21 protein-coding genes are annotated in these 21,717 nt (G+C 67.5%); 11 read left to right on the top strand and 10 right to left on the bottom strand.

The genetic code is table 11. The features are described 5' to 3' along the window. Positions 1-101: 101 nt before the first annotated feature. Positions 102-1,511, top strand: a complete 1,410-nt coding sequence (locus AUL28_RS17980) for an amidase (protein WP_062235286.1) — start codon at positions 102-104, stop codon at positions 1,509-1,511. Positions 1,512-1,584: 73 nt separating this feature from the next. On the opposite strand, the gene AUL28_RS17975 is transcribed toward AUL28_RS17980, so the two are convergent. Then, a complete protein-coding gene (locus AUL28_RS17975) occupies positions 1,585-2,979 on the bottom strand; it encodes a helix-turn-helix domain-containing protein (RefSeq protein WP_062235283.1) in 1,395 nt (464 codons plus the stop codon). Positions 2,980-3,098: 119 nt separating this feature from the next. Between AUL28_RS17975 and AUL28_RS17970 the strand changes: the two genes are divergently transcribed. From AUL28_RS17970 to AUL28_RS17955, 4 genes are read left to right on the top strand one after another with little or no spacing between them, the layout of a single operon-like run. Next, on the top strand, positions 3,099-4,625 hold the full coding sequence (locus tag AUL28_RS17970) for an acyl-CoA carboxylase subunit beta (protein WP_062235281.1): 1,527 nt from the start codon (positions 3,099-3,101) through the stop codon (positions 4,623-4,625). Between the two features lie 26 nt (positions 4,626-4,651). Then, positions 4,652-5,068: a methylmalonyl-CoA epimerase gene (gene mce / locus AUL28_RS17965; protein ID WP_062235278.1), complete on the top strand. Its 417-nt coding sequence runs from the start codon at positions 4,652-4,654 to the stop codon at positions 5,066-5,068. Then, positions 5,055-7,220: a methylmalonyl-CoA mutase gene (gene scpA, locus AUL28_RS17960; RefSeq protein WP_062235275.1), complete on the top strand. Its 2,166-nt coding sequence runs from the start codon at positions 5,055-5,057 to the stop codon at positions 7,218-7,220. The genes mce and scpA overlap by 14 nt, the downstream gene beginning before the upstream one ends. 9 nt (positions 7,221-7,229) lie before the next feature. Continuing rightward, a complete protein-coding gene (locus AUL28_RS17955) occupies positions 7,230-9,239 on the top strand; it encodes an acetyl-CoA carboxylase biotin carboxylase subunit (RefSeq protein WP_062235272.1) in 2,010 nt (669 codons plus the stop codon). A 306-nt stretch (positions 9,240-9,545) separates the two neighbouring features. On the opposite strand, the gene AUL28_RS22275 is transcribed toward AUL28_RS17955, so the two are convergent. From AUL28_RS22275 to AUL28_RS17920, 8 genes are all read right to left on the bottom strand, one after another. After that, the gene (locus tag AUL28_RS22275) at positions 9,546-9,692 is read right to left on the bottom strand and encodes a DUF1127 domain-containing protein (protein ID WP_082640129.1); all 147 of its coding nucleotides are present in this window, start codon (positions 9,690-9,692) and stop codon (positions 9,546-9,548) included. A gap of 176 nt (positions 9,693-9,868) precedes the next feature. After that, positions 9,869-10,432: a hypothetical protein gene (locus AUL28_RS17950; RefSeq protein ID WP_062235268.1), complete on the bottom strand. Its 564-nt coding sequence runs from the start codon at positions 10,430-10,432 to the stop codon at positions 9,869-9,871. Between the two features lie 179 nt (positions 10,433-10,611). Beyond that, positions 10,612-11,628, bottom strand: a complete 1,017-nt coding sequence (locus AUL28_RS17945; protein WP_062235265.1) for a Gfo/Idh/MocA family protein — start codon at positions 11,626-11,628, stop codon at positions 10,612-10,614. Between the two features lie 35 nt (positions 11,629-11,663). Further along, entirely contained in the window at positions 11,664-12,110 is a 447-nt protein-coding gene (gene aroQ, locus AUL28_RS17940; protein ID WP_058601764.1) for a type II 3-dehydroquinate dehydratase, read from the bottom strand. Between the two features lie 43 nt (positions 12,111-12,153). After that, positions 12,154-13,026: a shikimate dehydrogenase gene (locus AUL28_RS17935; protein ID WP_062235262.1), complete on the bottom strand. Its 873-nt coding sequence runs from the start codon at positions 13,024-13,026 to the stop codon at positions 12,154-12,156. A gap of 194 nt (positions 13,027-13,220) precedes the next feature. Beyond that, positions 13,221-14,051 (bottom strand): transporter substrate-binding domain-containing protein, encoded by an 831-nt coding sequence (locus AUL28_RS17930; protein WP_156420065.1) that lies wholly within the window; start codon positions 14,049-14,051, stop codon positions 13,221-13,223. A 102-nt stretch (positions 14,052-14,153) separates the two neighbouring features. Then, the gene (locus tag AUL28_RS17925) at positions 14,154-14,972 is read right to left on the bottom strand and encodes a sugar phosphate isomerase/epimerase family protein (protein WP_062235259.1); all 819 of its coding nucleotides are present in this window, start codon (positions 14,970-14,972) and stop codon (positions 14,154-14,156) included. Then, positions 14,969-15,652, bottom strand: coding sequence for a GntR family transcriptional regulator (locus AUL28_RS17920; protein ID WP_062235256.1), 684 nt, complete (start codon positions 15,650-15,652; stop codon positions 14,969-14,971). The genes AUL28_RS17925 and AUL28_RS17920 overlap by 4 nt, the downstream gene beginning before the upstream one ends. Before the next feature lie 337 nt (positions 15,653-15,989). Here AUL28_RS17920 and AUL28_RS17915 point away from each other — a divergent pair, with 337 nt between their 5' ends. From AUL28_RS17915 to AUL28_RS17900, 4 genes are all read left to right on the top strand, one after another. Beyond that, complete coding sequence (locus AUL28_RS17915) at positions 15,990-16,883, top strand: dioxygenase family protein (protein ID WP_062235254.1); 894 nt, start codon at positions 15,990-15,992, stop codon at positions 16,881-16,883. Positions 16,884-17,059: 176 nt separating this feature from the next. Beyond that, positions 17,060-17,842 (top strand): 2-oxo-hept-4-ene-1,7-dioate hydratase, encoded by a 783-nt coding sequence (gene hpaH, locus AUL28_RS17910; protein WP_062235251.1) that lies wholly within the window; start codon positions 17,060-17,062, stop codon positions 17,840-17,842. After that, positions 17,839-18,612 (top strand): 4-hydroxy-2-oxoheptanedioate aldolase, encoded by a 774-nt coding sequence (hpaI, locus tag AUL28_RS17905; protein ID WP_374701437.1) that lies wholly within the window; start codon positions 17,839-17,841, stop codon positions 18,610-18,612. Before hpaH ends, hpaI begins: the two co-directional genes overlap by 4 nt. Beyond that, complete coding sequence (locus AUL28_RS17900) at positions 18,609-19,286, top strand: transporter substrate-binding domain-containing protein (RefSeq protein ID WP_062235248.1); 678 nt, start codon at positions 18,609-18,611, stop codon at positions 19,284-19,286. The genes hpaI and AUL28_RS17900 overlap by 4 nt, the downstream gene beginning before the upstream one ends. Positions 19,287-19,291: 5 nt before the next feature. Here AUL28_RS17900 and AUL28_RS17895 read toward each other — a convergent pair whose 3' ends face one another. Next, complete coding sequence (locus tag AUL28_RS17895; RefSeq protein ID WP_082640553.1) at positions 19,292-20,206, bottom strand: LysR family transcriptional regulator; 915 nt, start codon at positions 20,204-20,206, stop codon at positions 19,292-19,294. Positions 20,207-20,355: 149 nt separating this feature from the next. On the opposite strand from AUL28_RS17895, the gene AUL28_RS17890 reads away from it, so the two are divergent. Together AUL28_RS17890 and AUL28_RS17885 are read left to right on the top strand one after the other, a co-directional pair. After that, the gene (locus AUL28_RS17890; protein ID WP_058601771.1) at positions 20,356-21,024 is read left to right on the top strand and encodes an amino acid ABC transporter permease; all 669 of its coding nucleotides are present in this window, start codon (positions 20,356-20,358) and stop codon (positions 21,022-21,024) included. Positions 21,025-21,034: 10 nt separating this feature from the next. Then, the gene (locus AUL28_RS17885) at positions 21,035-21,691 is read left to right on the top strand and encodes an amino acid ABC transporter permease (RefSeq protein WP_062235245.1); all 657 of its coding nucleotides are present in this window, start codon (positions 21,035-21,037) and stop codon (positions 21,689-21,691) included. Positions 21,692-21,717 lie beyond the last annotated feature (26 nt).

The following is a 21,717-nucleotide window of genomic DNA, read 5'->3' as shown; positions in this document are numbered from 1 at the left end:
CTGGCGGGCCGCCTGCCACCACGCGCGCGCCACGCCGCCGCCGGCCCCGGCCGGCGACCTTGCGGCCCCTCGATCCTGATCCCGAAAAGAGCTTGCCAGAGATGACCTCCCTTCTCGACCTCACCGCGAGCGAACTCCTGCGCCGGTTCCGCGACCGATCGCTCTCCCCGCTGGACTATTGGCAGGCGGTGGAGCAGCGGATCGAGGCCTTCGAACCTGACGTCGCCGCGCTCTGGGCCTATGATCCCGACACCGCGCGAGAGGAGGCCCGCGCCTCCACCGAGCGCTGGGCGCGCGGCGCGCCGGCCGGGCCGCTCGACGGCATCCCGGTCTCGGTCAAGGAACTGATCGCAACGCGCGGCCTCGGCGTGCCGCTCGGCACCGCCGCGACCGTCTTGGAGCCCGCCGAGGTGGACGCGCCCGCAGCGGCGCGCCTTCGCGAGGACGGGGCGATCATCTTCGCCAAGACGACCTGCCCGGACTACGGCATGTTGTCCTCCGGCCTGTCGTCCTTCCACAAGCTGTCGCGCAATCCGTGGAACCTCGCGCTCAATCCGGGCGGGTCGAGTTCCGGGGCGTCGGCCGCGGCGGCGGCGAGCTACGGCCCGTTTCATGTGGGCACCGATATCGGCGGCTCCATCCGGCTGCCGGCGGGCTGGACGGGCATTTTCGGCCTCAAGCCGAGCCAGGGGCGCATTCCCGTCGATCCCTATTATGTCGGGCGCTGCATCGGCCCGATGACGCGCACCGTGGAGGACGCGGCCCTGATGATGGCCTCCCTGTCCCGCCCCGACTGGCGGGACGGCACGAGCCTGCCGCCCGAGGCGATCAGCTGGACCGATATCGAGAATGTCGACGTCTCGGGCCTGCGCGTCGGGGTCATGATGGATGCCGGCTGCGGCCTTCCCGTCGAGCCCGAAATCGAGGCGGCCGTGCGCAAGGCCGCGCGCTGGTTCGAGGCGGCAGGGGCCCGCGTCTTCGACGTGAAGCCGGTGCTGACGCGCGAGATGCTGGACGGGCTCGACGCGTTCTGGCGCGCGCGCTTCTGGGGCCAGATGCTGAAGCTGGAGGACGCCCGGCGCGCGCTGATCCTGCCCTATATTCTCGAATGGGCCGAGGCGGGCGCGCAGGTCAGCGGGGTGGAGGCCGTCAGGGGCTTCGACCAGACCATGGCCATGCGCAAGAGCTGCGGCGCGCTGTTCCAGAGCGTCGATATCGTGCTCTCGCCGACCAACCCCATCGTATCCTACCCGGCCGAATGGCCCTCGCCCACCAACGATCCGCAGCGGCCCTTCGAGCATATCGCCTTCACGGTTCCCTGGAACATGTCGGACCAGCCGGCGGCCTCGGTGAATTGCGGCTTCGCGGCGAGCGGAATGCCCATCGGTCTCCAGATCGTCGGCCCCCGCTTCGCCGACCTCACGGTGCTGCGCATGTCGCGCTTCGTGGAAACCCGGCGCGGCAAGATGCCGGCATGGCCCGAGCCCGCCGCGCTCGAAGCGGTCGCCTGAGGCGGTTCAGGCCGCGTTGCCGGGCGATGCCGGGAGCGCACTGATCTTAGGCGCGCCCCATAGGGTAAGCGCCCTAAAGCACGCGGTAGGGCACGAAGCGGCGCAGATGCGGATCGACGGAGATCGACCGTTCGGTGGGCGGGAAGGCGCGCTGGTCGCAGTCGGGGCGCGGGCAGAGGCGGCAGGTGCCCCCGATCGGTGTGGCGGTGCCCCGCACGTCCATCCCGTCCGCATAAACGAAAGCGCCCGCGTGCTCGGCCTCGCAGCCGAGCGCGACGGCATAGCGCCGGGGCGGGCGGGCATAGGAGCCAGAGGGCTTCACCAAGCCCTTGGCCATGGAAACGTAGCGCACACCATCCGGCATCTCGGCGAGTTGGACCAGCACCCGGTCGGGGATCGCGACGGCCTCATGGACGATCCAGAGCGGGCAGGCCCCGCCGAAGCGCGCGAACTGAAGGCGCGTCGCCGAATGGCGCTTGGTGATGTTGCCGGCCATGTCCACCCGGCAGAAGAAGAAAGGCACGCCGAGAGCGCCCGGCCGCTGCAGCGTCGAAAGCCGGTGGCAGGTCTGCTCGAAGCTCGTCGCGAAGCTCTCGCGCAGCCGGTCGATATCGTGCCGGAACGCGCGCGCCCGCGCGCGGAAGCGCTCGTAGGGCATGAGGAGCGCCGAGGCGCCGTAATTGGCGAGGCCCGCCTCCAAGAGATTGCGCTCTTCCGCGCTCGGCAGTTTCGAGGCGCTCGCGATGTCGGCGATGATCGTACCGAAGGAGAGAAGCGCGATCTGATTGGCGAGGGTGAAACGCCTTGTTTCGGGCGGCAGCGCGCGGCCGAGCGTGAGCCGCCGCGTGCCGGGGTCGAAGCTGCGCAGGATGCCCTCCCCCGCCGCCTCGCCCGCCTCCTGCAAGGTGACGCCGTGCCGCGCTTCGAGGTAGGCGAGGAGGTCGGCTTCCCTCGGCGGGTCGCCTGTCAGTTCGCCCGCCAGCGCCTCCGCCGCCATGTCGAGCGGGTGAATATAATTGCCCGCTTCGTGGAACCAGTCGCGGATGCGCTCCCAGGGCAGGCGGCCGCCCGCCACCGCGCTGTCGGCCAGCGCCTCGTCGTCCATGGAGCGGCGCTCCTGCATGGCGCGCCAGGAGGCGTGAAGCTGCGCGATCCGCTCGGCCAGCGCGGGCTGGCGCTCCAGAAGCTTGAGCGCGCGTTTGGGGTCGTCCAGCCCGTCGAACAGCGGATCACCCAGGAGATGAGCGAGCGAGACGGCGCGCCGTCCGGGCGTCAGGCCCCGGTCGGACCAGTCGAGCGGAAAGGCCTCCACGAGCCGCGCGGCCACAGGGGCGGTGAGCGGGCGCAGATCGTTTTCAAGCTGTGAGAGATAGCTGACCGAGATGCCAAGCCGCGCCGCCATGTCGGCCTGCCCCAGCCCCTGCGCCGCTCGCAGGCCCCGCAGGTCGGACCCGACATAATCCGCCATCGCATTCCCCACTCCTGTGAAGATTTCACAAGATCATTTCACGACACCACATTTGCATATTAGGCGCGGGGCTGGAACAACAGGGCCGGCTTTGCGAATTTTCACCGGGAGGACTTTCGATGCCGGACAGCCTGACCCAGTTGGAGGAGCGGCGCTCCCAGGCGCGCCTCGGCGGCGGCGAGCGGCGCATCGACGCCCAGCACGCCAAGGGCAAGCTGACGGCGCGCGAGCGGCTGGACGTTCTTCTGGACGAGGGCTCGTTCGAAGAACTCGACATGTTCGTGGAGCACAATTGCACCGATTTCGGCATGGAAAGCCAGATCATCCCCGGCGACGGCGTGGTGACGGGCTCGGGGACCATCAACGGCCGGCTGGTCTTCGTCTTCTCCCAGGATTTCACCGTGTTCGGCGGCTCCCTGTCGGAGCGCCACGCGCAGAAAATCTGCAAGATCATGGACATGGCCCTGAAGGTCGGCGCGCCGGTCATCGGGCTCAACGATTCCGGAGGCGCGCGCATTCAGGAGGGCGTCGCGAGCCTCGGCGGCTATGCCGAAGTGTTTCAGCGCAATGTTCTGGCGTCCGGCGTCGTGCCGCAGCTCAGCCTCGTCATGGGCCCCTGCGCGGGCGGGGCGGTCTATTCGCCGGCCATGACCGACTTCATCTTCATGGTGAAGGATTCCAGCTACATGTTCGTGACCGGCCCGGACGTGGTGAAGACGGTGACGAACGAGGTCGTGAGCCAGGAGGATCTCGGCGGCGCGGTGACGCACACCACGAAATCCTCCGTTGCCGACTGCGCCTTCGAAAACGACATCGAGGCGCTGCTCGCCGCGCGCGATCTCATGGGCTTCCTGCCCGCGTCCAACCGATCCGCTCTGCCGGAGCGCGCGTCGGGCGATCCGTTCGATCGGATGGAGCCGAGCCTCGACACGCTGATCCCGCCGAGCCCCAACCAGCCCTACGACATGCACGAACTGATCGGAAAGGTGTTGGATGAGGGGGAGTTCTTCGAAATCCAGCCGGGTCACGCCGGCAACATCCTCACCGGCTTCGGGCGGATCGAGGGGCGGCCGGTCGGCATCGTCGCCAACCAGCCGATGGTGCTGGCCGGCTGCCTCGACATCAACGCCTCCAAGAAGGCCGCGCGCTTCGTGCGCTTCTGCGATGCGTTCGAGATTCCGATCGTGACCTTCGTGGACGTACCGGGCTTCCTGCCGGGTGTCGCGCAGGAGCATAGCGGCATCATCAAGCATGGGGCGAAGCTCCTGTTCGCCTATGCCGAGGCAACCGTGCCGAAGATCACCGTGATCACCCGAAAGGCCTATGGCGGGGCCTATGACGTGATGGCCTCCAAGCATCTGCGCGGCGATCTCAACTACGCCTGGCCGACCGCCGAGATCGCGGTGATGGGCGCGAAGGGCGCGGTGGAGATCATCTTCCGGGGGAAGAGCGCGGAAGAGATCGCCGAGCGCACCGCCGAATACGAGCGCCGCTTCGCCAACCCGTTCGTCGCCGCGTCCAAGGGCTTCATCGACGAGGTGATCATGCCGCATTCGACCCGCCGCCGCGTGGCACTGGGCCTGCGCAAGCTCAGGGGCAAGCAGTTGCAGAACCCCTGGAAGAAGCACGACAACATCCCATTGTGACTCGCAAAGGGACGGGAGGCCCCGCGATGTTCGGACGCTTGAACCATGTCGGCGTGGCGACGCCTTCGATCGTAAAATCGCGCGAGCACTACGTCCGGCTCTTCGGCGCGGCTTGCGTGGGCGAGGCCTTCGACCTGCCCGAACAGGGCGTGCGCGTCTGCTTCGTGGACGCCGGCAACACGCAACTGGAACTGATCGAGCCGCTCAACGACGCCTCGCCCATCGCGGGCTTTCTCGCGCGCAACCCGGCCGGCGGCCAGCATCACCTCTGCTTCGAGGTGGCCGATCTCGATGCCGCGATCATCGACGCGGAGGCCGGTGGCGCGCGCCCTCTCGGCACCCCGCGCATCGGCGCGCATGGCACGCGGATCGTCTTCCTGCATCCGCGCGACATGGGCGGGGTGCTGGTCGAACTCATGGAGACGCCCGATGGCGGACACTGAACGCCCGACGCGCAAGGACTGGGAAGCGCTCGCCGCTGCGGAAGTGAAGGGCCGCGACCTCGACTGGCAGACGCCCGAAGGCATCGTGGTGAAGCCGCTCTACACGGCGGAGGATGTGGCCGGTTGGGAGCCGGGCCTGCCCGGCTTCGCGCCCTTCACGCGCGGCGTGCGCGCCTCAATGTATGCCGGGCGGCCCTGGACGATCCGGCAATATGCGGGCTTCTCGACGGCGGAAGCCTCCAACGCCTTCTACCGGCGCAATCTGGCGGCCGGCCAGAAAGGCCTGTCGGTCGCCTTCGATCTTGCCACCCATCGCGGCTATGATTCCGACCACCCGCGCGTCACCGGCGATGTCGGCAAGGCCGGAGTGGCGATCGACACGGTGGAGGACATGAAGATCCTCTTCGACGGCATTCCGTTGGGAGAGATGTCGGTGTCGATGACCATGAACGGCGCGGTCATTCCGATCCTCGCCTTCTTCATCGTGGCGGGCGAGGAACAGGGCGTGCCGCGCCAGAAGCTCGACGGGACCATCCAGAACGACATCCTCAAGGAGTTCATGGTCCGCAACACCTATATCTACCCGCCCGAACCCTCCATGCGGATCGTCTCCGACATCTTCGCCTATACGAGCCGGGAGATGCCGCGCTTCAACTCGATCTCGATCTCCGGCTACCACATGCAGGAGGCGGGGGCGACGCAGCTTCAGGAACTCGCCTTCACCATCGCCGACGGCATGGACTACGTGAGATACGGCGTGGCGTCCGGCCTCGACATCGACGCGTTCGCCGGCCGCCTGTCCTTCTTCTTCGCCATCGGCATGAACTTCTTCATGGAAGTGGCGAAGCTGCGCGCCGCGCGCGTTCTCTGGCACCGCGCGATGACCGAGCTTGGCGCGAAGGACGAGCGCTCCAAGATGCTGCGCACGCATTGCCAGACATCCGGCGTCTCGCTCACCGAGCAGGACCCTTACAACAACGTCATGCGCACCACGATCGAGGCCATGGCGGCGATGCTGGGCGGCACGCAGTCGCTGCATACCAACGCGCTGGACGAGGCCATCGCGCTGCCCACCGACTTCTCCGCTCGCATCGCCCGCAACACGCAGCTCGTCCTCCAGGAGGAGACGGGCATGACCAAGGTGGTCGATCCGCTGGGCGGCTCCTACTATGTCGAGAGCCTGACCAAGGCGCTGGTGGACGGCGCCTGGGAGCTGATCCAGCGTATCCAGCGCGAAGGCGGCATGGCCAAGGCCGTCGCGGCCGGCTGGCCGAAGGCGATGATCGAGGAAGCGGCGGCGGCCAAGGCCGCGCGGATCGATCGCGGCGAGGACGTGATCGTCGGCGTCAACAAGTATCGGCTGCCGGAAGAAGCGCCGATCGACATTCTCGACGTGGACAACCATGCGGTGCGCGAGGCGCAGGTGCGGCGGATCGAGAGCGTGAAGGCGAGCCGCGACGGCAAGGCTGTGAGCCAAGCGCTCAACGCGCTGCGTGAAGGCGCGAGGGGCAAGGGCAACCTTCTCGAACTCGCCGTCGAGGCCGCACGCGCGCGCGCCACGCTCGGCGAAATCTCCGCCGCGATGGAGGACGTGTTCGGCCGTTTCGACACCAGCCCCAAGCCTGTGAAGGGCATCTATGGCGGGGCCTATCAAAACGATCCGCGCTGGACGCGGCTGACCGATGCGGTGACCTCGACCGAGCGGCGGCTCGGCCGCCGCCCGCGTATGCTGGTCGCCAAGATGGGGCAGGACGGGCACGACCGGGGCGCCAATCTCGTCTCCTCCATGTTCGGCGATCTCGGCTTCGAGATCGTGCCGGGTCCCTTGTTCCAGACGCCCTCGGAGGCCGCCGCGCTGGCGGTCGCGAGCGATGTCGATGTGGTCGGCGCGTCCTCGCTCGCCGCCGGGCACAAGACGCTGATCCCCGAACTGATCGCTGAACTGGCGCAAGCGGGGCGCGCCGATATCAAGGTCGTCGCCGGCGGCGTCATCCCGGCGCAGGATTACGACGCGCTGCGCAAGGCCGGCGTTTCCGCGATCTTCGGCCCCGGCACCAATCTCGTGGAGGCGGCGGCCGAGGTGCTGCGCCTTCTCGGCCACAACATGCCCCCGGCGGACGAACCGCCAGCCGACCGCAACGCCGCAGAGTGAGGACCGCCCGTGTTTCGTAAAATCCTCATCGCCAATCGCGGCGAGATCGCCTGCCGCGTCATGCGCACCGCCAAGCGCATGGGTCTCAAGACCGTCGCCGTCTATTCCGACGCGGACGCCCGCGCGCCGCATGTGCTCATGGCCGACGAGGCCGTGCGCCTCGGTCCCGCGCCGGCGGCTGAGAGCTACCTGCGCGCCGACCTGATCCTCAATGCTGCCAAAGCCACCGGCGCGGACTGCATCCATCCCGGCTACGGCTTCCTGTCGGAGCGCGAAAGTTTTGCCCGCGCCTGCGAAGAGGCCGGCATCGCCTTTGTCGGCCCGCCGCCTGGAGCCATCGCGGCCATGGGCGACAAGATTCAGTCCAAGAAGCTGGCGGCGGAAGCTGGCGTCAATGTCGTGCCGGGCTTTCTCGGCGAGATCGACGACACCGAACACGCGGTGCGGATCGCCGCCGAGATCGGCTTTCCCGTGATGATGAAGGCGTCGGCCGGCGGCGGGGGCAAGGGGATGCGCCTCGCCTGGACCGAAGGGGACGTGCGCGAGGGCTTCGAGGCGGTCAAGCGCGAGGGCCTGTCGAGCTTCGGCGACGACCGCGTCTTCATCGAGAAGTTCATCGAAGAGCCGCGCCATATCGAGATTCAGGTTCTGGGGGACAAGCACGGCACCGTGCTTTACCTCGGCGAGCGCGAATGCTCGATCCAGCGCCGGCATCAGAAGGTGGTGGAGGAAGCCCCCTCCCCTTTCGTCACGCCGGACATGCGCCGCGCCATGGGAAGCCAAGCGGTGGCCCTCGCCAAGGCCGTCGGCTACCACTCCGCCGGCACGGTGGAACTCATCGTCTCGGGCGCGGACGCGACGGGGGAAAGCTTCTACTTCCTCGAAATGAACACGCGCCTTCAGGTGGAGCATCCCGTCACCGAGATGGTCACCGGGCTCGACCTCGTGGAGGAGATGATCCGCGTGGCGGCGGGCGAGCGGCTACGCCTGACCCAGGAGGATGTCCGGCTGGACGGCTGGTCCATCGAAACGCGCGTCTATGCCGAAGACCCCTATCGCGGCTTCCTGCCCTCCACCGGCCGGCTCGTGCGCTACCAGCCGCCCGTGGCCTCGTCCGCCAAGCGCGGCCAGGTGCGCGTCGATGACGGCGTGGTGGAAGGCTCGGAGATTTCCCGCTTCTACGATCCGATGATCGCCAAGCTCGTCACCCATGGCTCCACGCGCGAGGCGGCGGCCGATCTTCAAGTGGAGGCGCTCGACCGCTTCCGCATTGAGGGCATCGGCCACAATATCGATTTCCTCTCTGCCCTGATGCAGCATCCGCGCTTTCGCGAGGGCGCGCTCACCACCGGCTTCATCGCGGAGGAATACCCCGATGGATTCACCGGCGCACTGGCCGGCGACGATCTCACCGCGCGGCTCGTCGCGGTCGCGGCCGTGACGGACTTCGCGGCGCGGCAGCGCGACGCGGGCCTCACGGGCCAGCTTGGCGGACCGCTGGCGATCCACCCGGAACGCATTGTATCGTTCGCCGGCGAAGACCATGAAACGCGCGTCGATACGGAGGGCGAAGGCCTCTGGCGGGTGAGTGTGAACGGGCGCAGCCTCGCCGTTGCGTCGTCCTGGCGTCCCGGCGAGGCGCTGTTCGAAGGCACGGTGGACGGCCAGCCCTTCGCCGGCTTCCTCAAGCGGCGGCCGGACGCGCTTCTGATCACCACGCGCGGCGCGACGCATCCCCTGCGCCTCGGCTCGGCCCGTCTGGCGGCGCTGCGCCGGCACATGCCGGTCAAGGCGCCGCCCGATCTCTCGCGCCTTCTCATCTGCCCGATGCCGGGCCTTCTGACCCAGCTTCACGTTCAGCCCGGCGACAAGGTGGAGGCCGGGCAGATTCTGGGCACGATCGAGGCCATGAAGATGGAAAACAACCTGCGCGCCGCAAAGGGAGCAACGGTTCTGGCCGTCCACGCCAGCGTCGGCGAAAGCCTGTCCGCCGACTTCGTCATCCTCGAATTCGAGTGAACCGAAGCCAGGGGATGGCAGCGCGCCTGCAACGTCCGGCCTCGCCGCCTGCGCGTCAGGTTCGGCAGGGGCGTGAGGCAACGCCGTGATCGGCGAGGGGGCGGATCGGCGCGTCCTCGCCTTTGCCATGGGCGGCGATTCCACCGGACGCTCGATGCCCGCATCGGGCTTTCTCTTCCCACAACGAAAAACGCCCTCACCGGGGGAGGACCGGCAAGGGCGTTGGAGAGAAGCCGAAGGGTGGGAGGAACCGTTCGGCCAGTCCGCTTCAGGTGGGGGAGGACCAGCTGAAGCGAAAGGGGGAAATTAGGAGCGGACCGCCTGACGGGCGATGGCCGGGATGTCGGAGCGTGCGATGCCGAGATCGGCGAGTTCGCGCTGCGAGAGACGGTTCAGCTCGGCGGCCGTGTTGCGATACTGGCGCCAAGTGCTGAAGGAGCGAGCGAGGGACATGGTGTCTTGCCTTTCGTGCCCGGCCTCTCATCGGTGGTGGCCGGCGTGTGTCTGTTCTTCCGATGAGGAGAACCTACGCCTCCCGCTGATCGGGCAGTAGCGCAAAGCTCGAAGAGGAGCTTTGCAGTTCTTCGCTATCGGCTGAGAGCAAGCCCGATATGCAGCCATCGCATAACTCACTCGTCCCCGAAACGGCTCGGGTCCGGCTGGAGCTGGGAGCACGGAATTCGCATTTCCCCGCGCTTGAAACGAACCGGGCATGTGGGCGGATTGGGGTCGATCATAGCCCGCTTTCCCACGTCGTAGAGAAACCAGAGCCACCCACTGCCTGAATCGCAAATAATAAGCGGTTCGGTCAGCCTGTCCTGACCTGAGAAGAGACCGTCGCTCTTCAGGTAATATTTGGCGAAAATGGCGCGCCTTGCCCTGAAGAGGATGCCCCCATATTGACGATGCCACTTCTGAAAATTTGCATCGGCCCCTCGAAAATCGGGGTCCTCGATAAGATCCGGCTGCTCGATCAGACGTGCTTCCAGCGCCGAAACGTCTCTCGGACCTATGGGCCAGGTTGCATGATAAGGGATCGCGGGTCGGTCGCAGAACTGGACGAGCTCAGGGTACTGATCCTCCCTCAGGAGGACCGCCGCCGTATCACCGGCATAGGCTATGGAGCCTTTCGCGAGCGTCATCCATGCGAAGGCCGCAATCAGAAGCGCTCGTTTTGCCTTGGGCACCGCCAAGTCTCCCTATCGTTCTTTCTGGTCGATAGAAGCTGCGGCTTTACAAACTATGAGTGTGACCGGTTCTTCGGCGCAGACCCACCCTGACAGGCTGGGGCCGTCGGGACTTCGACTTGGAATCCGACGCGCCCTTGGGTCTCGATCAACGCGGTGTCGAAGCGAGTCGAAGAAGCTCCAGATCAGCGCGAGGGCAAGGTGACGCGCTCTCCGGTCTCCGCCGCCCGCTTGATGGCACTGACGACCTCCAGCGTTCGCAGGCCCTCCCGCCCGCTGACGAGGGGGGCGGCGTCGCCTCGGATCACATCCACGAAATGGCGGATCTGGAGCACCAGGGGGTCTTTCGGGGCGATGCCGATGCGCTCGCGCTGAAGCGGCTCCCACCAGCTGCGCGGACCCGCGTTGCTCCAGATGTCGAGTTGGGGGAGCGACAGCGATCCGTGCGTGCCGGCGATCAGATAGCAGGCTTCGTCGGCCTGGGGGTAGGCCGGGTTTTCGCCCGTCGTCATCTCCCAGCTCCAGGGCGCGACGGCCGTGTCGCAGACCGAAATGGTCGCCAGCGCGCCGGAGGCGAACTGGAGGATGATCGCGGCCGTGTCCTCGACCGGGTGGCCCCGGACCGTGTTGGACTCCACCGCCTGCACGGAGACGACTTCGCCCAGCAGAGCGCGCAGATTGTCCACATCGTGGATGAGATTGAGGAAGACCGGCCCCGCCCCCGGCTCGCGCCGCCAGGGCATGTCGAAATAATCGTCGGGCTTATAGAGCCAGAACAGGGCGCTCACCGCCACGATCCGCCCCAGACGCCCACTCGCCACGATCTCGCTCGCCGCGCGCATGATCGGGTTGTGGCGGCGGTGATGGCCGACAAGGAGAGGCACGCCGGCGCGCTCCGCCGCTGCGACGAGGCGCTCGCCCTCCGCCAGATCGTCGGCGATGGGCTTTTCCACCAGAACCGGGATGCCGGCGGCCACCGCCTCCAGCGCGTTCTCGACATGGACCTGATTGGGCGTGGCGATGATGACGCCGTCCGGCCGCTCCGTGGCCAGAAGTTCGCGCAGGCTCGAAGCCCAGGGCGCGCCTGTCTCGGCCGCGACGCGGCGTCCGGCATCCGTCGGATCGACCACGGCCACCAGTTCGGCTTGCGGCTCGGCCGAGACGTGCTGGATATGGCGGCGGCCGATGAGGCCGGCCCCCATCACCGCGAGCCGGGCCGGGCGGGGGGCCGATCCGCTCACGACGCGGCGGCGGCGATCAGCGTGGCGACGCGGCGGATGCCGAGGAGATAGCCTTGCGTTCCCAGCCCCGCGATCACGCCGTCGGCGCGCAGCGAGACATAGGAATGGTGGCGGAAGCTCTCGCGCTTGTGGACGTTGGAAATGTGGACCTCGATCACCGGCGGCTCGAACGTATTCAGCGCATCGAGGATAGCGACCGAAGTGTGCGTGAAGGCGGCGGGGTTGATCACGATGCCGGCCGCCACCTCTCGCGCTTCGTGAATCCAGTCGATGATCTCGTATTCGCGATTGGACTGGTGGAAGCGGATCTCGTGACCCAGCTCGGCGGCGAGCGCCCGGCAGTCGCGCTCGACATCGGCGAGCGTCTCCGTGCCGTAGATATGGGGCTGGCGCTTGCCCAGAAGGTTGAGATTGGGTCCGTTGAGAACGAAGATCAGGCTCATGGCGCGGCTTTCGGTGGTCTGGCTTTCGAAGAAATAGCGGGTTTCACCCGGCGCGGCACAGGTCCGCGAAATGGCGGGTCATGCGGGCGGCGTCGGGCGTGTGGCCGCAGAACAGCTCGAAGGCGGCGGCGGCCTGATGGACGGTCATGCCGCCGCCCGGCAGCGTCCGGCAGCCCCGCTGCTCGGCCAGCGCCAGAAGCTCGGTGACAAGAGGCATATAGACGATGTTGGCCACCCAGTGCTCGGGCCGCAGCCACTCCGGCTCGATCGGCAGGCCGGGATGGGCGGGCATCCCCGTGGGGGTCGCGTGGATCAGGCCGTCCGATGCCGCGAGCACCGCCCCGACATCGCGCACGGCCTGCGCGCGGCCCGCGCCGAAGCGGTCGTTCAGGGCCTCCGCCAGCGCCTCGGCCCGCGCGGAGTCCTGATCGAAGATGCGGAGCTGCCCGATCCCGAGCTTCAGCGCCGCATGGGCGACGGCAACGCCGGCGCCGCCCGCGCCGAGCAGCACGGCCGAGCCCAGCGCGACGCCCGGCAGCCCGGCGCGGAAGCTCTCGTAGAAGCCGATCCAGTCGGTGTTGTGGCCGGTGCGGTTTCCCTGACCGAACACGACCGTATTGACCGCGCCCAGCATGGCCGCATCGTCCGACAGGCCGGTCAGATGCGGCAAGACGGCCTGCTTGAAGGGATGGGTGATGTTGACGCCGGCAAAGCCCTGCACCTCCGCATGGGCCAGAAGCTCGGGCAGGCTCATGGCGTCGAAGGGCGGAAGGCGCGTGTCGAACAGGGTGTAGCGATAGTCCAGCCCCAGCGCGCGCCCTTCGGTCTCATGCAGGCCGGGCGACTTGGAGAGCTGGATGTCGGAGCCGATCAGGCCGACCCGGACGATTGGGGATGTGTCACCCTGATGGGGCATTGTGGCGTCCTCTGGGCACGGGAGGATTTCGGCAGGCGCTGAACGGCACCAAACCGCCGGAATCGGCTGGCCGGGTCGTCTCGCCACTCGGGCAAGTTACGTGTCTCGCCGGGAGATCGTGACGGGCGCTCCACGGCTGGAAGCGCGGAAGCGGCGACGAGGCGGGCAGAAGCCCGCCCCGCCTTCAGGCCGATTTACTGCACCGTGAAGGGAATGTTGGGGATGGACTCGGGGAAGGCCGGAACCGGCACCTTCATCCACTTGGCATAGGCGGCGGCGAGTTCGCCGTCGCCCTTGATCTTGTCGATGAACTTGTTGATCGCCTCGTTCCAGTCCTTCTCGCCCTTGCGCGTGCCCGCGCCGTTATAGACGGTGAGGAAGTCGATCTTGCGCTCGTATTTGCCCGGCGCGGCGGCGTCGAGGCGCTGGAGATAGAACTGGTTGCCGCCGACCGCCTCGACCTGACCCGACAGGAGCGCCTGGATCGAAGCGGCGTCGTCATCGAAGCGCCGGATGGTGGCGATATTGCCCATCGAGTCGGTGGCGGCCTTGTCCTGCGCGCTGGAGCGCGGCACGCCGATGGCGATGCCCTTGGCGTCTTCCGGCTTGGCCATGGTCTTGTCCTTCGGTCCGTAGAGCGAAATGACGTTGCCGGCATAGGGCTTGGAATACTGGATCGCCTTGGCGCGCTCTTCCGTCATCGCCATGGTGGCGAAGAGCACATCGACCTTGCCCGTGGTCAGGGCCGGGATGCGGTTGGAGACGGCGAGCGGGGTGAATTCGACCTCGAGGCCGAGATCCTTGGCGAAGAGGCGGGCGATGTCGGCGTCGAACCCATCCTGCTGGCCGCCCGAGTTCACGAAGCCCCAGGGCTGGTTGTCGCCCTGAATGCCGACGATGATGCGCCCGCGCGCCTTGGCCTCTTCCAGCGAGGCGGCATCGGCCGCGACCGAGCCGAACAGCGTGGCAAGGGCGACGGTCGCCAGCGCCACGCGGCGGGCGAGACGGCTTGTGTTGGTGAGCATCGAAATCATGAAATCCTCCCAGGATGGATGATGATTGGGCCGCGCTTGCGGCCAGATGTTCGACATGCGACCTGCCCTCCCGGCGGGTCACACGGCTTCGGCTCAGGGCAGGTTATGACCACCCAAAACATGTCTGGCACACCGCGCCAGATGCGCGAGGTGATCGGCGGGCTCGCGGCCTCCAGCGATCGGAACCTCCACGGCGACGGCCGCCTCCCTTGGCACGGCGGCGAGGAGGTCGGCAAGCGGCAGCATCCCTTCGCCGGGCGCAAATCGCCCCGCGCGTGCCTCCGCCACCATTCCTTCCGCGCTCATTGGGGCCTGCCCCCGGACATCGCAAAGCTGCAGCGCGGCGACGCGCCCGGCCGGAGCGCTCGCGACTTCGCTCACCCGCCCGCCATTGCGGAACAGATGGAGCGCATCCACGAGAACGCCGGCATTGGCGCGGCCGGACGCTTCCACGACGCGCAGCGCCGCCTCGAACGTGGCGACCGGCCGCCAGCCCATATTCTCCAGATCGACGCTCATGCCGACCCCCGCGCAGAGATCGCACAGGCCCGCGAACGTGTCGGTGAGGCGCGCCTCCTCCGGGTCGTCGCCGCAGACGCTGAGCCGCTTTGCGCCGAGCGCCGCCGCGCCTTCGAGCATTCCCGTCAGCGTTTCGGGCCGGAAATCGGGCGACAGAACCACGAACTCGATGTCGAACAGCGAGAGGCCGTGATCCGCCAAGGCCGAGCGCACGTCCCGCGCGGCCAAGCTGCCCGCCAGCAACTCGTAGAAGGGCGCGCCGGGAAAGGCGGGGTGGAGGCGCAAGCCCACTCGCGAGAAGCCCGCCTTTGCGGCGGCGCGCACGAAATCGAGCGGCGGCAGCGCGATGGCCGAGAAATGCGCGACTCCGAGCGGAACGGCCTCGGTCGTCATGCGATGCCCTTCTCGGCCAGATGCCGCACGAGATTGTTGCCGGTGCGCCGGATGTGGTCGCCGAGCTTGGTGCAGGCGTAGTCCATGTCGCGGGCGACCGCGCCCTGGCCGATCTCGCTATGCTCGGCCGACACGTTCCGGTCGCCTGCGGTGCGGGTCAGGAAGGTGCGGCGATAGCGGTCGTTGAGATTGAGGAGAATGCCGCAGAAATTCAGAAGCAGCGGGCTTCGGCATCCCGAGATCAACGTGAGGTGGAAGTCCCGATGCGCTTCCTCCCAGAATTCCAGCGTTTCTGGCCGGGCGGGATCGCGCTCGGCGCGGTTGAGACGGTGCAGCGCGCGCATGACGTGCCCCTCCCATTCCACGTCGCCGACCCGCATGGCCTCGCGCAGCGCGAATGTCTCCATTTCGACGCGCAGGCGAGTGATCTCTTCCAGATTGGCGAGCGACAGCGGGGTGACGCGGTAGCCGCGATTGTCCTCGAACTCGACCAACCCGTCGGCGATCAGGCGCGCCAGGGCCTCGCGCAAGGGGCTGAGGCTGACATTGAAGTTCTGGCGGGCGCGGTCGAGATTGATCTTGGCGCCGGCCTCCAGCTGGCCGGAGACGATGGCTTCGCGCAGGCGGTGGACGAGCTGGCTGGCGATCGTGTTCTTGCCGTCGTCCAGGAGCGGGCGCACGGCGGCGGCATCTGCCGCCCCTGGCTTTCGGCCGTCTTCCCGCTCGCTCAATGAAGCCGCCACAGCCTTGTCCCGTGCTCCCAAGCTCTCATCGAAGATGGCTACGAAAAACGATTATCCCTGTCAATGCGCAGCGCTTCGTTTTGTGAGCGTACCGGTTCGGACATTGCTGCGGTCCATCTGAACGCTTGAAAACCCCTCAAATGCCGGGTTCCCTGATGGAATTCTCGGGATGGAACGACGCCGCATCGCCTTCGATCAAGACGATCGGATGCAAATCGCTTGACGAATAATCGATGATCGATCAGCTATTCGACCCGGAGAGGGAGGCTCTGTCATGGTCATTCGCACGCAAGAGGACGTGACGCCGGCGGTGCTGGGCGTGATGGCGCGCACGCAGGACCCGAGGCTTCGGGAGATCCTGATGTCGCTGATCCGCCATCTGCATGATTTCGTGCGTGACGTCCGGCTGACCGAGGCGGAGTTCCGCGAGGCCACCGCGATCCTCAACGAGATCGGCGCGCTGGCCAGCGACTCGCACAACGAGTTCGTGCTCATGTCGGGCTCGCTCGGCGTCTCGACTCTGGTGTGCCTCCTCAACAATGGCGAGGGCGGGCAGACCGAAACCTCGCAATCGCTGCTGGGGCCGTTCTGGCGGCTGAACTCGCCGCGCGTGGAAAATGGCGGATCGATCATCCGCTCGGACACGCCGGGCACGCCGCTCTTCGTGACGGCGCGCGTCGAGGATGCCGAGGGACGGCCGATCGCGGGGGCGGAGGTCGATGTCTGGCACGCCTCGCCCGTCGGCCTCTACGAGAACCAGGACCCCGAGCAGGCCGAGATGAACCTGCGCGGCAAGTTCACCACCGACGCGGACGGCCGCTTCTCCTTCTGGTCGGTGCGCATGATCGGCTATCCGATCCCGACCGGAGGCGTCGTCGGGCGTCTCCTGAAGGCGCAGGGCCGCCATCCCTATCGCCCCGCCCATCTCCACGCGCTGATCTTCAAGCCGGGCTACAAGACGCTGATTTCCCAGGTCTTCGACCCGTCCTGCCCCTGGATCGATTCGGACGTACAGTTCGGCGTCACCAAGGCGCTGACCGGCGATTTCGTGGAGCACACCGAGCCCCACCCGGACCGGCCCGACCTGGCGGGCCCGTGGGTGCAGCTCGACTACACCTACGTCATGGAACCCGGCGAGGCCGTGCTGCCGCGCCCGCCCATCCAGTAAGAGGCTGTTTCGGAAGTCCCCGGCGGAGGGGCGGCGAGGGATTTCAGCCGCTCCACGAGGCGCCAAACGCAGTCGATGCCGGAGGCATCGGCGAGGATTGGCAACGAAGTGAGGGGCTGAAAGACCCGGCGAGCCGACCGGGGGACTTCCGAAACAGTCTCTAAGGAGCCGAGACGATGCTGACCGACGACCAACGCCGCGAGGCCGCCGCCTCCATCCTGCGCGCCGAGGAAACCCGCGTGCCCGTGGTGCAGCTCAGCCGCACATACCCCGAGATGGAGATCGAGGACGCCTATCGCATTCAGGACCTCTGGGCCGAGCAGCGCATCGCCCGTGGCGCACGGCTCGCCGGCCACAAGATCGGCCTGACCTCCCGCGCCATGCAGATGGCCTCCAAGATGACCGAGCCCGATTACGGGCGCATTCTCGACGACGCGCTGTTCAATGACGGCGCGCAGATTCCGGCCACGCGCTTCATCAAGCCGCGCCTCGAAGTCGAACTCGCCTTCGTGATGGGCGAGGATCTGGAGGGTCCGGGCACGCGCATTCACGACGTGATGCGGGCGACGGAATATGTCGTGCCGGCGCTGGAGATCATCGATTATCGTACGGACGTGCCGCGCGCGATCACCGACACGATCGCCGACAACGCCGCCTTCGGGGCCATCGTCGTGGGCGGCCGGGTGTTCCGCCCCTTCGACGTGGACGTGCGCTGGATCGGCGCGACGCTGTCCAAGAACGGCATCATCGAGGAATCCGGCGTGTCGGCCGCGATCATGGGCCATCCGGCGGCGGGCATCGCCTGGCTCGTCAACAAGCTGGCCGATGTCGGCGCGGGCCTGAAGAAAGGGCAGATCGTGCTCGGCGGCTCCTTCACACGGCCGGTGGACATTGCGCCGGGCGACGTGATCCACGCCGATTACGGCCCCTGCGGCGCGATCGGCGTGTCCTTCACATGACCGCCCTGCCCCTGCCCCGCAACGCTTTCAAGGCCGGGCTCAAGGCGGGTCGCTCGCAGATCGGCCTCTGGTCGGCGATCCCCGATGCCTTCGTCACGGAGGCGCTGGCGGGGTCGGGCTTCGATTGGATTCTGCTCGACACCGAGCATTCGCCGGGCGACGTGCTCACCGTCCTGCCGCAGCTTCAGGCGCTCGCCCCCTATGACGTGTCGCCCGTGGTGCGCCCGGCGGTGAACGATCCCGTGCTCATCAAGCGCTTTCTCGATATCGGCGCGCAGACGCTGCTGATCCCCTATGTCCAGTCGGCGGCGGAAGCGAGAGCGGCTGTGGAGGCCATGCGCTATCCCCCATCCGGCATTCGCGGCGTCTCGGCGCTGACGCGCGCCACGCGCTTCGGGCGGGTGGCGGACTATGCGAAAACCGTCGAAAGCGAGCTGTGCCTTCTCGTGCAGGTCGAGACCGGCGAGGCGCTGGACCGGCTGGAGGAGATCGCGGCGGTGGAGGGCGTCGATGGCGTCTTCATCGGCCCGGCCGATCTGGCGGCCAGCCTCGGCCATGTCGGCCAGCCCGGCCACCCCGAGGTCGTCGCGGCCGTGGAAGGGGCCATCGCGCGCATCGCGGCCTCCGGCAAGCCGGCGGGCATCCTGACGCCCGACAAAGCCTTCGCCAAGCGCTGCATCGCGCTCGGCACGACGTTCACCGCCGTCGGCGTCGATCTCGGCATCCTCGCCCGCCAGACGGAAGCCCTCGCAGCCGAGTTTCAGACGTGAGCGCGGCCTTGCTCACGGAGACCGCGCGGCAAGAATTCCTGCCGACCGGCGCGCTGCGGCTGGCGGTCAATGTCACCAATGCCGAGATGGTGGCGGAGACGAGCCCCGGCGCTTTCCGGGGCAAGGCGATCGATCTGTCGCGGCGGCTGGCCGACGACTGGGGCATCGCAGTAAAAATCCTGCCCTTCGCCTCGGGCGGGGCGATCCTCGCCGATATGGCCGCCTGGGACGCGGCGGTGCTTGCCGTCGAACCCTCGCGCCGCGACCGCATTTACTTCCTGCCACCCTTCGCGAGTGTCGATGCGACGCTGGCAACGCTTGGGCGCTCCGACATCTCGACCTGCCGGGGCGCGGATGTTGAGGGCGTTCGGATTGCGGTGGTGCGCGGTGCGGCCTATACGGCGCATCTCCAGGCGAGCATCGCCCAGGCCGAACTCGTCCCCTTCGACAGCCCCAAGGCCGCGCGCGCCGCCCTGCTTGAGGGCACCTGCGACTTCGTGGCCGGCATCCGCTCGACCCTGGCCGGGCTGGCGCGGGAGAACGCGGCGGTGCGCCTGATGGAGGACGACGTGTTGCGCATTCCCCAGGCGCTCGCCATCCCCCTGGGCAAGACGCACGCGCAGAAGGCGCTCGAAGCCTGGTTCGCGTCGAGAGCCGAGCCGGCCGCCTCATGACTGCGCTACGAAGCGCCCGCGCCCGAGCTTTGCACCAGTTCCGCCCGGAAGCGTTCGATCGCGTCTTCGGCGAAGCTCGACAGGACGCGTCCGCGCTTCATCAGCGCATAGGGCACGATCACGCTCGGCTCGGCCAGCGGGCGCTGGACGAGACCCGGCATATAGACCTCCGCCACGGAGAACTCGTCGATCAGCGCGACGCCGAGCCCATGGCGCACCAGCGACACCACCGTCTGGGCGAAGCGGCCGCGCATCGTGTAATGTGGCGTCAGCCCGGCCTCCACGAAGGGCCGCGCCAGCGCCGCGCCGTAGGGATCGCCGGGATCGACGCCGATCACCGCTTCCCGCGCCAGCTCGTGAATGGAGATCGCCTCCCGAGCCGCCAAGGCGTGGCCCTCCGGCACGATCACCACGAGCCGCCCTTGCGCCAGCGGGCGCGAAACCAGCGCGGAATGGGTGCTGGGCGAACTCATGATGACGAACTCGCCGCGCTCCAGAAGCAGGTAATCGGCCGTCTCCTCGATCTTCAGCACGTTGAGATCGATGCCGAGATTGGGAAAGGTCTGGCGCAGCGAGCGGATCACCCGCGCGGCGATGAACTGCGCGATGGACGGGGCCGAGGCGAAGCTCAGGACCGAATTGTCGCCGCGTTGCAGCAGGCTGACCGCCTCGTTGAGATTGCCGATCTCGCGATGCACCTGATCCACCACGGCGAAGATCATCTGCGCCTCGGAGGCGGGCAGGAAGACGCCGCCCTTCCTTTCGAACAGGCGGATGCCGACCGTGTCCTCGGTGTATTTCAGGAGGCGGCTGACGCCCGGCGCCGAAACGCCCATGAGCTTGGCCGCGCCCTGGATCGTACCCGCGACCATCACGGCGCGGATCACCTCGATCTGGCGCAGCGTCAGGTCCTTGGCCACCGCTCTCTCCCGGCTCTTGCAGGAGGGCAGATTAACATGATGTTCCGTGGATTACGAAATCGGTATTTGACGTTCGGGGACGCTCTTGCGATGGCTTGGCATAGGGCTGTCCGGGAGAGACATGGGGACGGCTCGATGGGAGAACAGGCTTGAACGTCGAACTCGACTTCGGCGCCGTCCTGGCGCGTTGGCCGGAGCTCGCCTGGGGCACGCTCGGCACCCTCTGGCTCGCGCTCTGCGGCATGATCCTCGCCATGATCATCGGCGTCGCCGGCGTTGCCGTGCGCCGATCCAACTCGCGCATCGGCGCGGGTCTGGTGATCGCCTTCGTGGAACTGGTGCGCAACACGCCGTTCCTCGTTCAGATCTTCTTTATCTTCTTCGCGCTGCCCCTGGCGGGTGTGCGGCTCGACCCCACGACGACAGCGATCCTGGCGCTCGGCCTGAATGGCGGAGCCTATGCGATCGAGATCATTCGCGGCGGCGTCGAGAGCATTCCCAAGGGCCAGAGCGAGGCGGGCTTCGCGCTCGGCCTGTCGCGCGCCGACATCTTCCGGCTCATCATCCTGAAGCCGGCGCTGCGCGCGATCTTCCCCTCGCTCGCCAGCCAATTCGTGCTGCTTACGCTGATGACCTCGATCGCGACCTCGATCTCGGCCTTCGAGCTGACCAGCGTCGCCCAGCGCATCGACGGCGACACGTTCCGCTCCTTCGAGGTCTATTTCACGATCACGGGCATCTATCTCGTCTTGTCCTGGCTCCTGATGACGGGTCTTGCCGCCATCGCGCGTCTGTCCTTCAACTATCCGACGAAGTGAGGCGCGGGATATGGGAACGAGCACGATCGGCCTTCCGGAAATCCTCTTTCTCCTGCGCGGCCTCGGCTGGACGCTGATCCTCACCGCGTTCGGCTTCGTCGGCGGCATCCTGTTCGGCCTCGTGGTGGCGCTGGCGCGCGTGTCGAAGCACCGCGCCCTGCGCTGGCCCGCCAAGGCCTGGATCGTGGTGTTTCAGGGCACGCCGCTCCTGATGCAGCTGTTCGTGGTATTCTTTGGCCTGCCGCTTTTCGGGCTCAACGTGGACCCGTGGCTGGCGGTGGCGGTGGCCCTCACCGCCCATGCATCGGCGTTCCTGGGCGAAATCTGGCGCGGGGCCATCGAGGCGGTGCCGCTCGGCCAGAGCGAGGCGGCCCATGCGCTCGGCCTCAAATATCGCAGCCTCATGCGCGACGTGATCCTGCCGCAGGCCTTTCGCCTGTCGCTGCCAGCGACGATCGGCTTCCTGGTGCAGCTTCTCAAGGGCACCTCGCTCGCCGCCATTGTCGGCTTCATCGAGCTTTCGCGCGCCGGGCAGATCGTCTCCAACCAGACCTTCCGGCCGCTTCTCGTCTTCGGGATCGTCGGTGTCCTGTATTTCCTGATGTGCTGGCCCCTGTCGCTCTGGGGCAGCCGGATGGAGCGCCGGCTCGCGCAGGCCGCCCGTTAAGAGGCGGCGCGCGGTCGCCGAACTGC

The organism is Aureimonas sp. N4, assembly GCF_001463925.1.
In the GTDB taxonomy this organism is placed as follows: Bacteria; Pseudomonadota; Alphaproteobacteria; order Rhizobiales; family Rhizobiaceae; genus Aureimonas; species Aureimonas ureilytica_A.
Note: the sequence above shows the minus strand (reverse complement) of the source record. Positions and strands in the feature narration are given on the sequence as shown.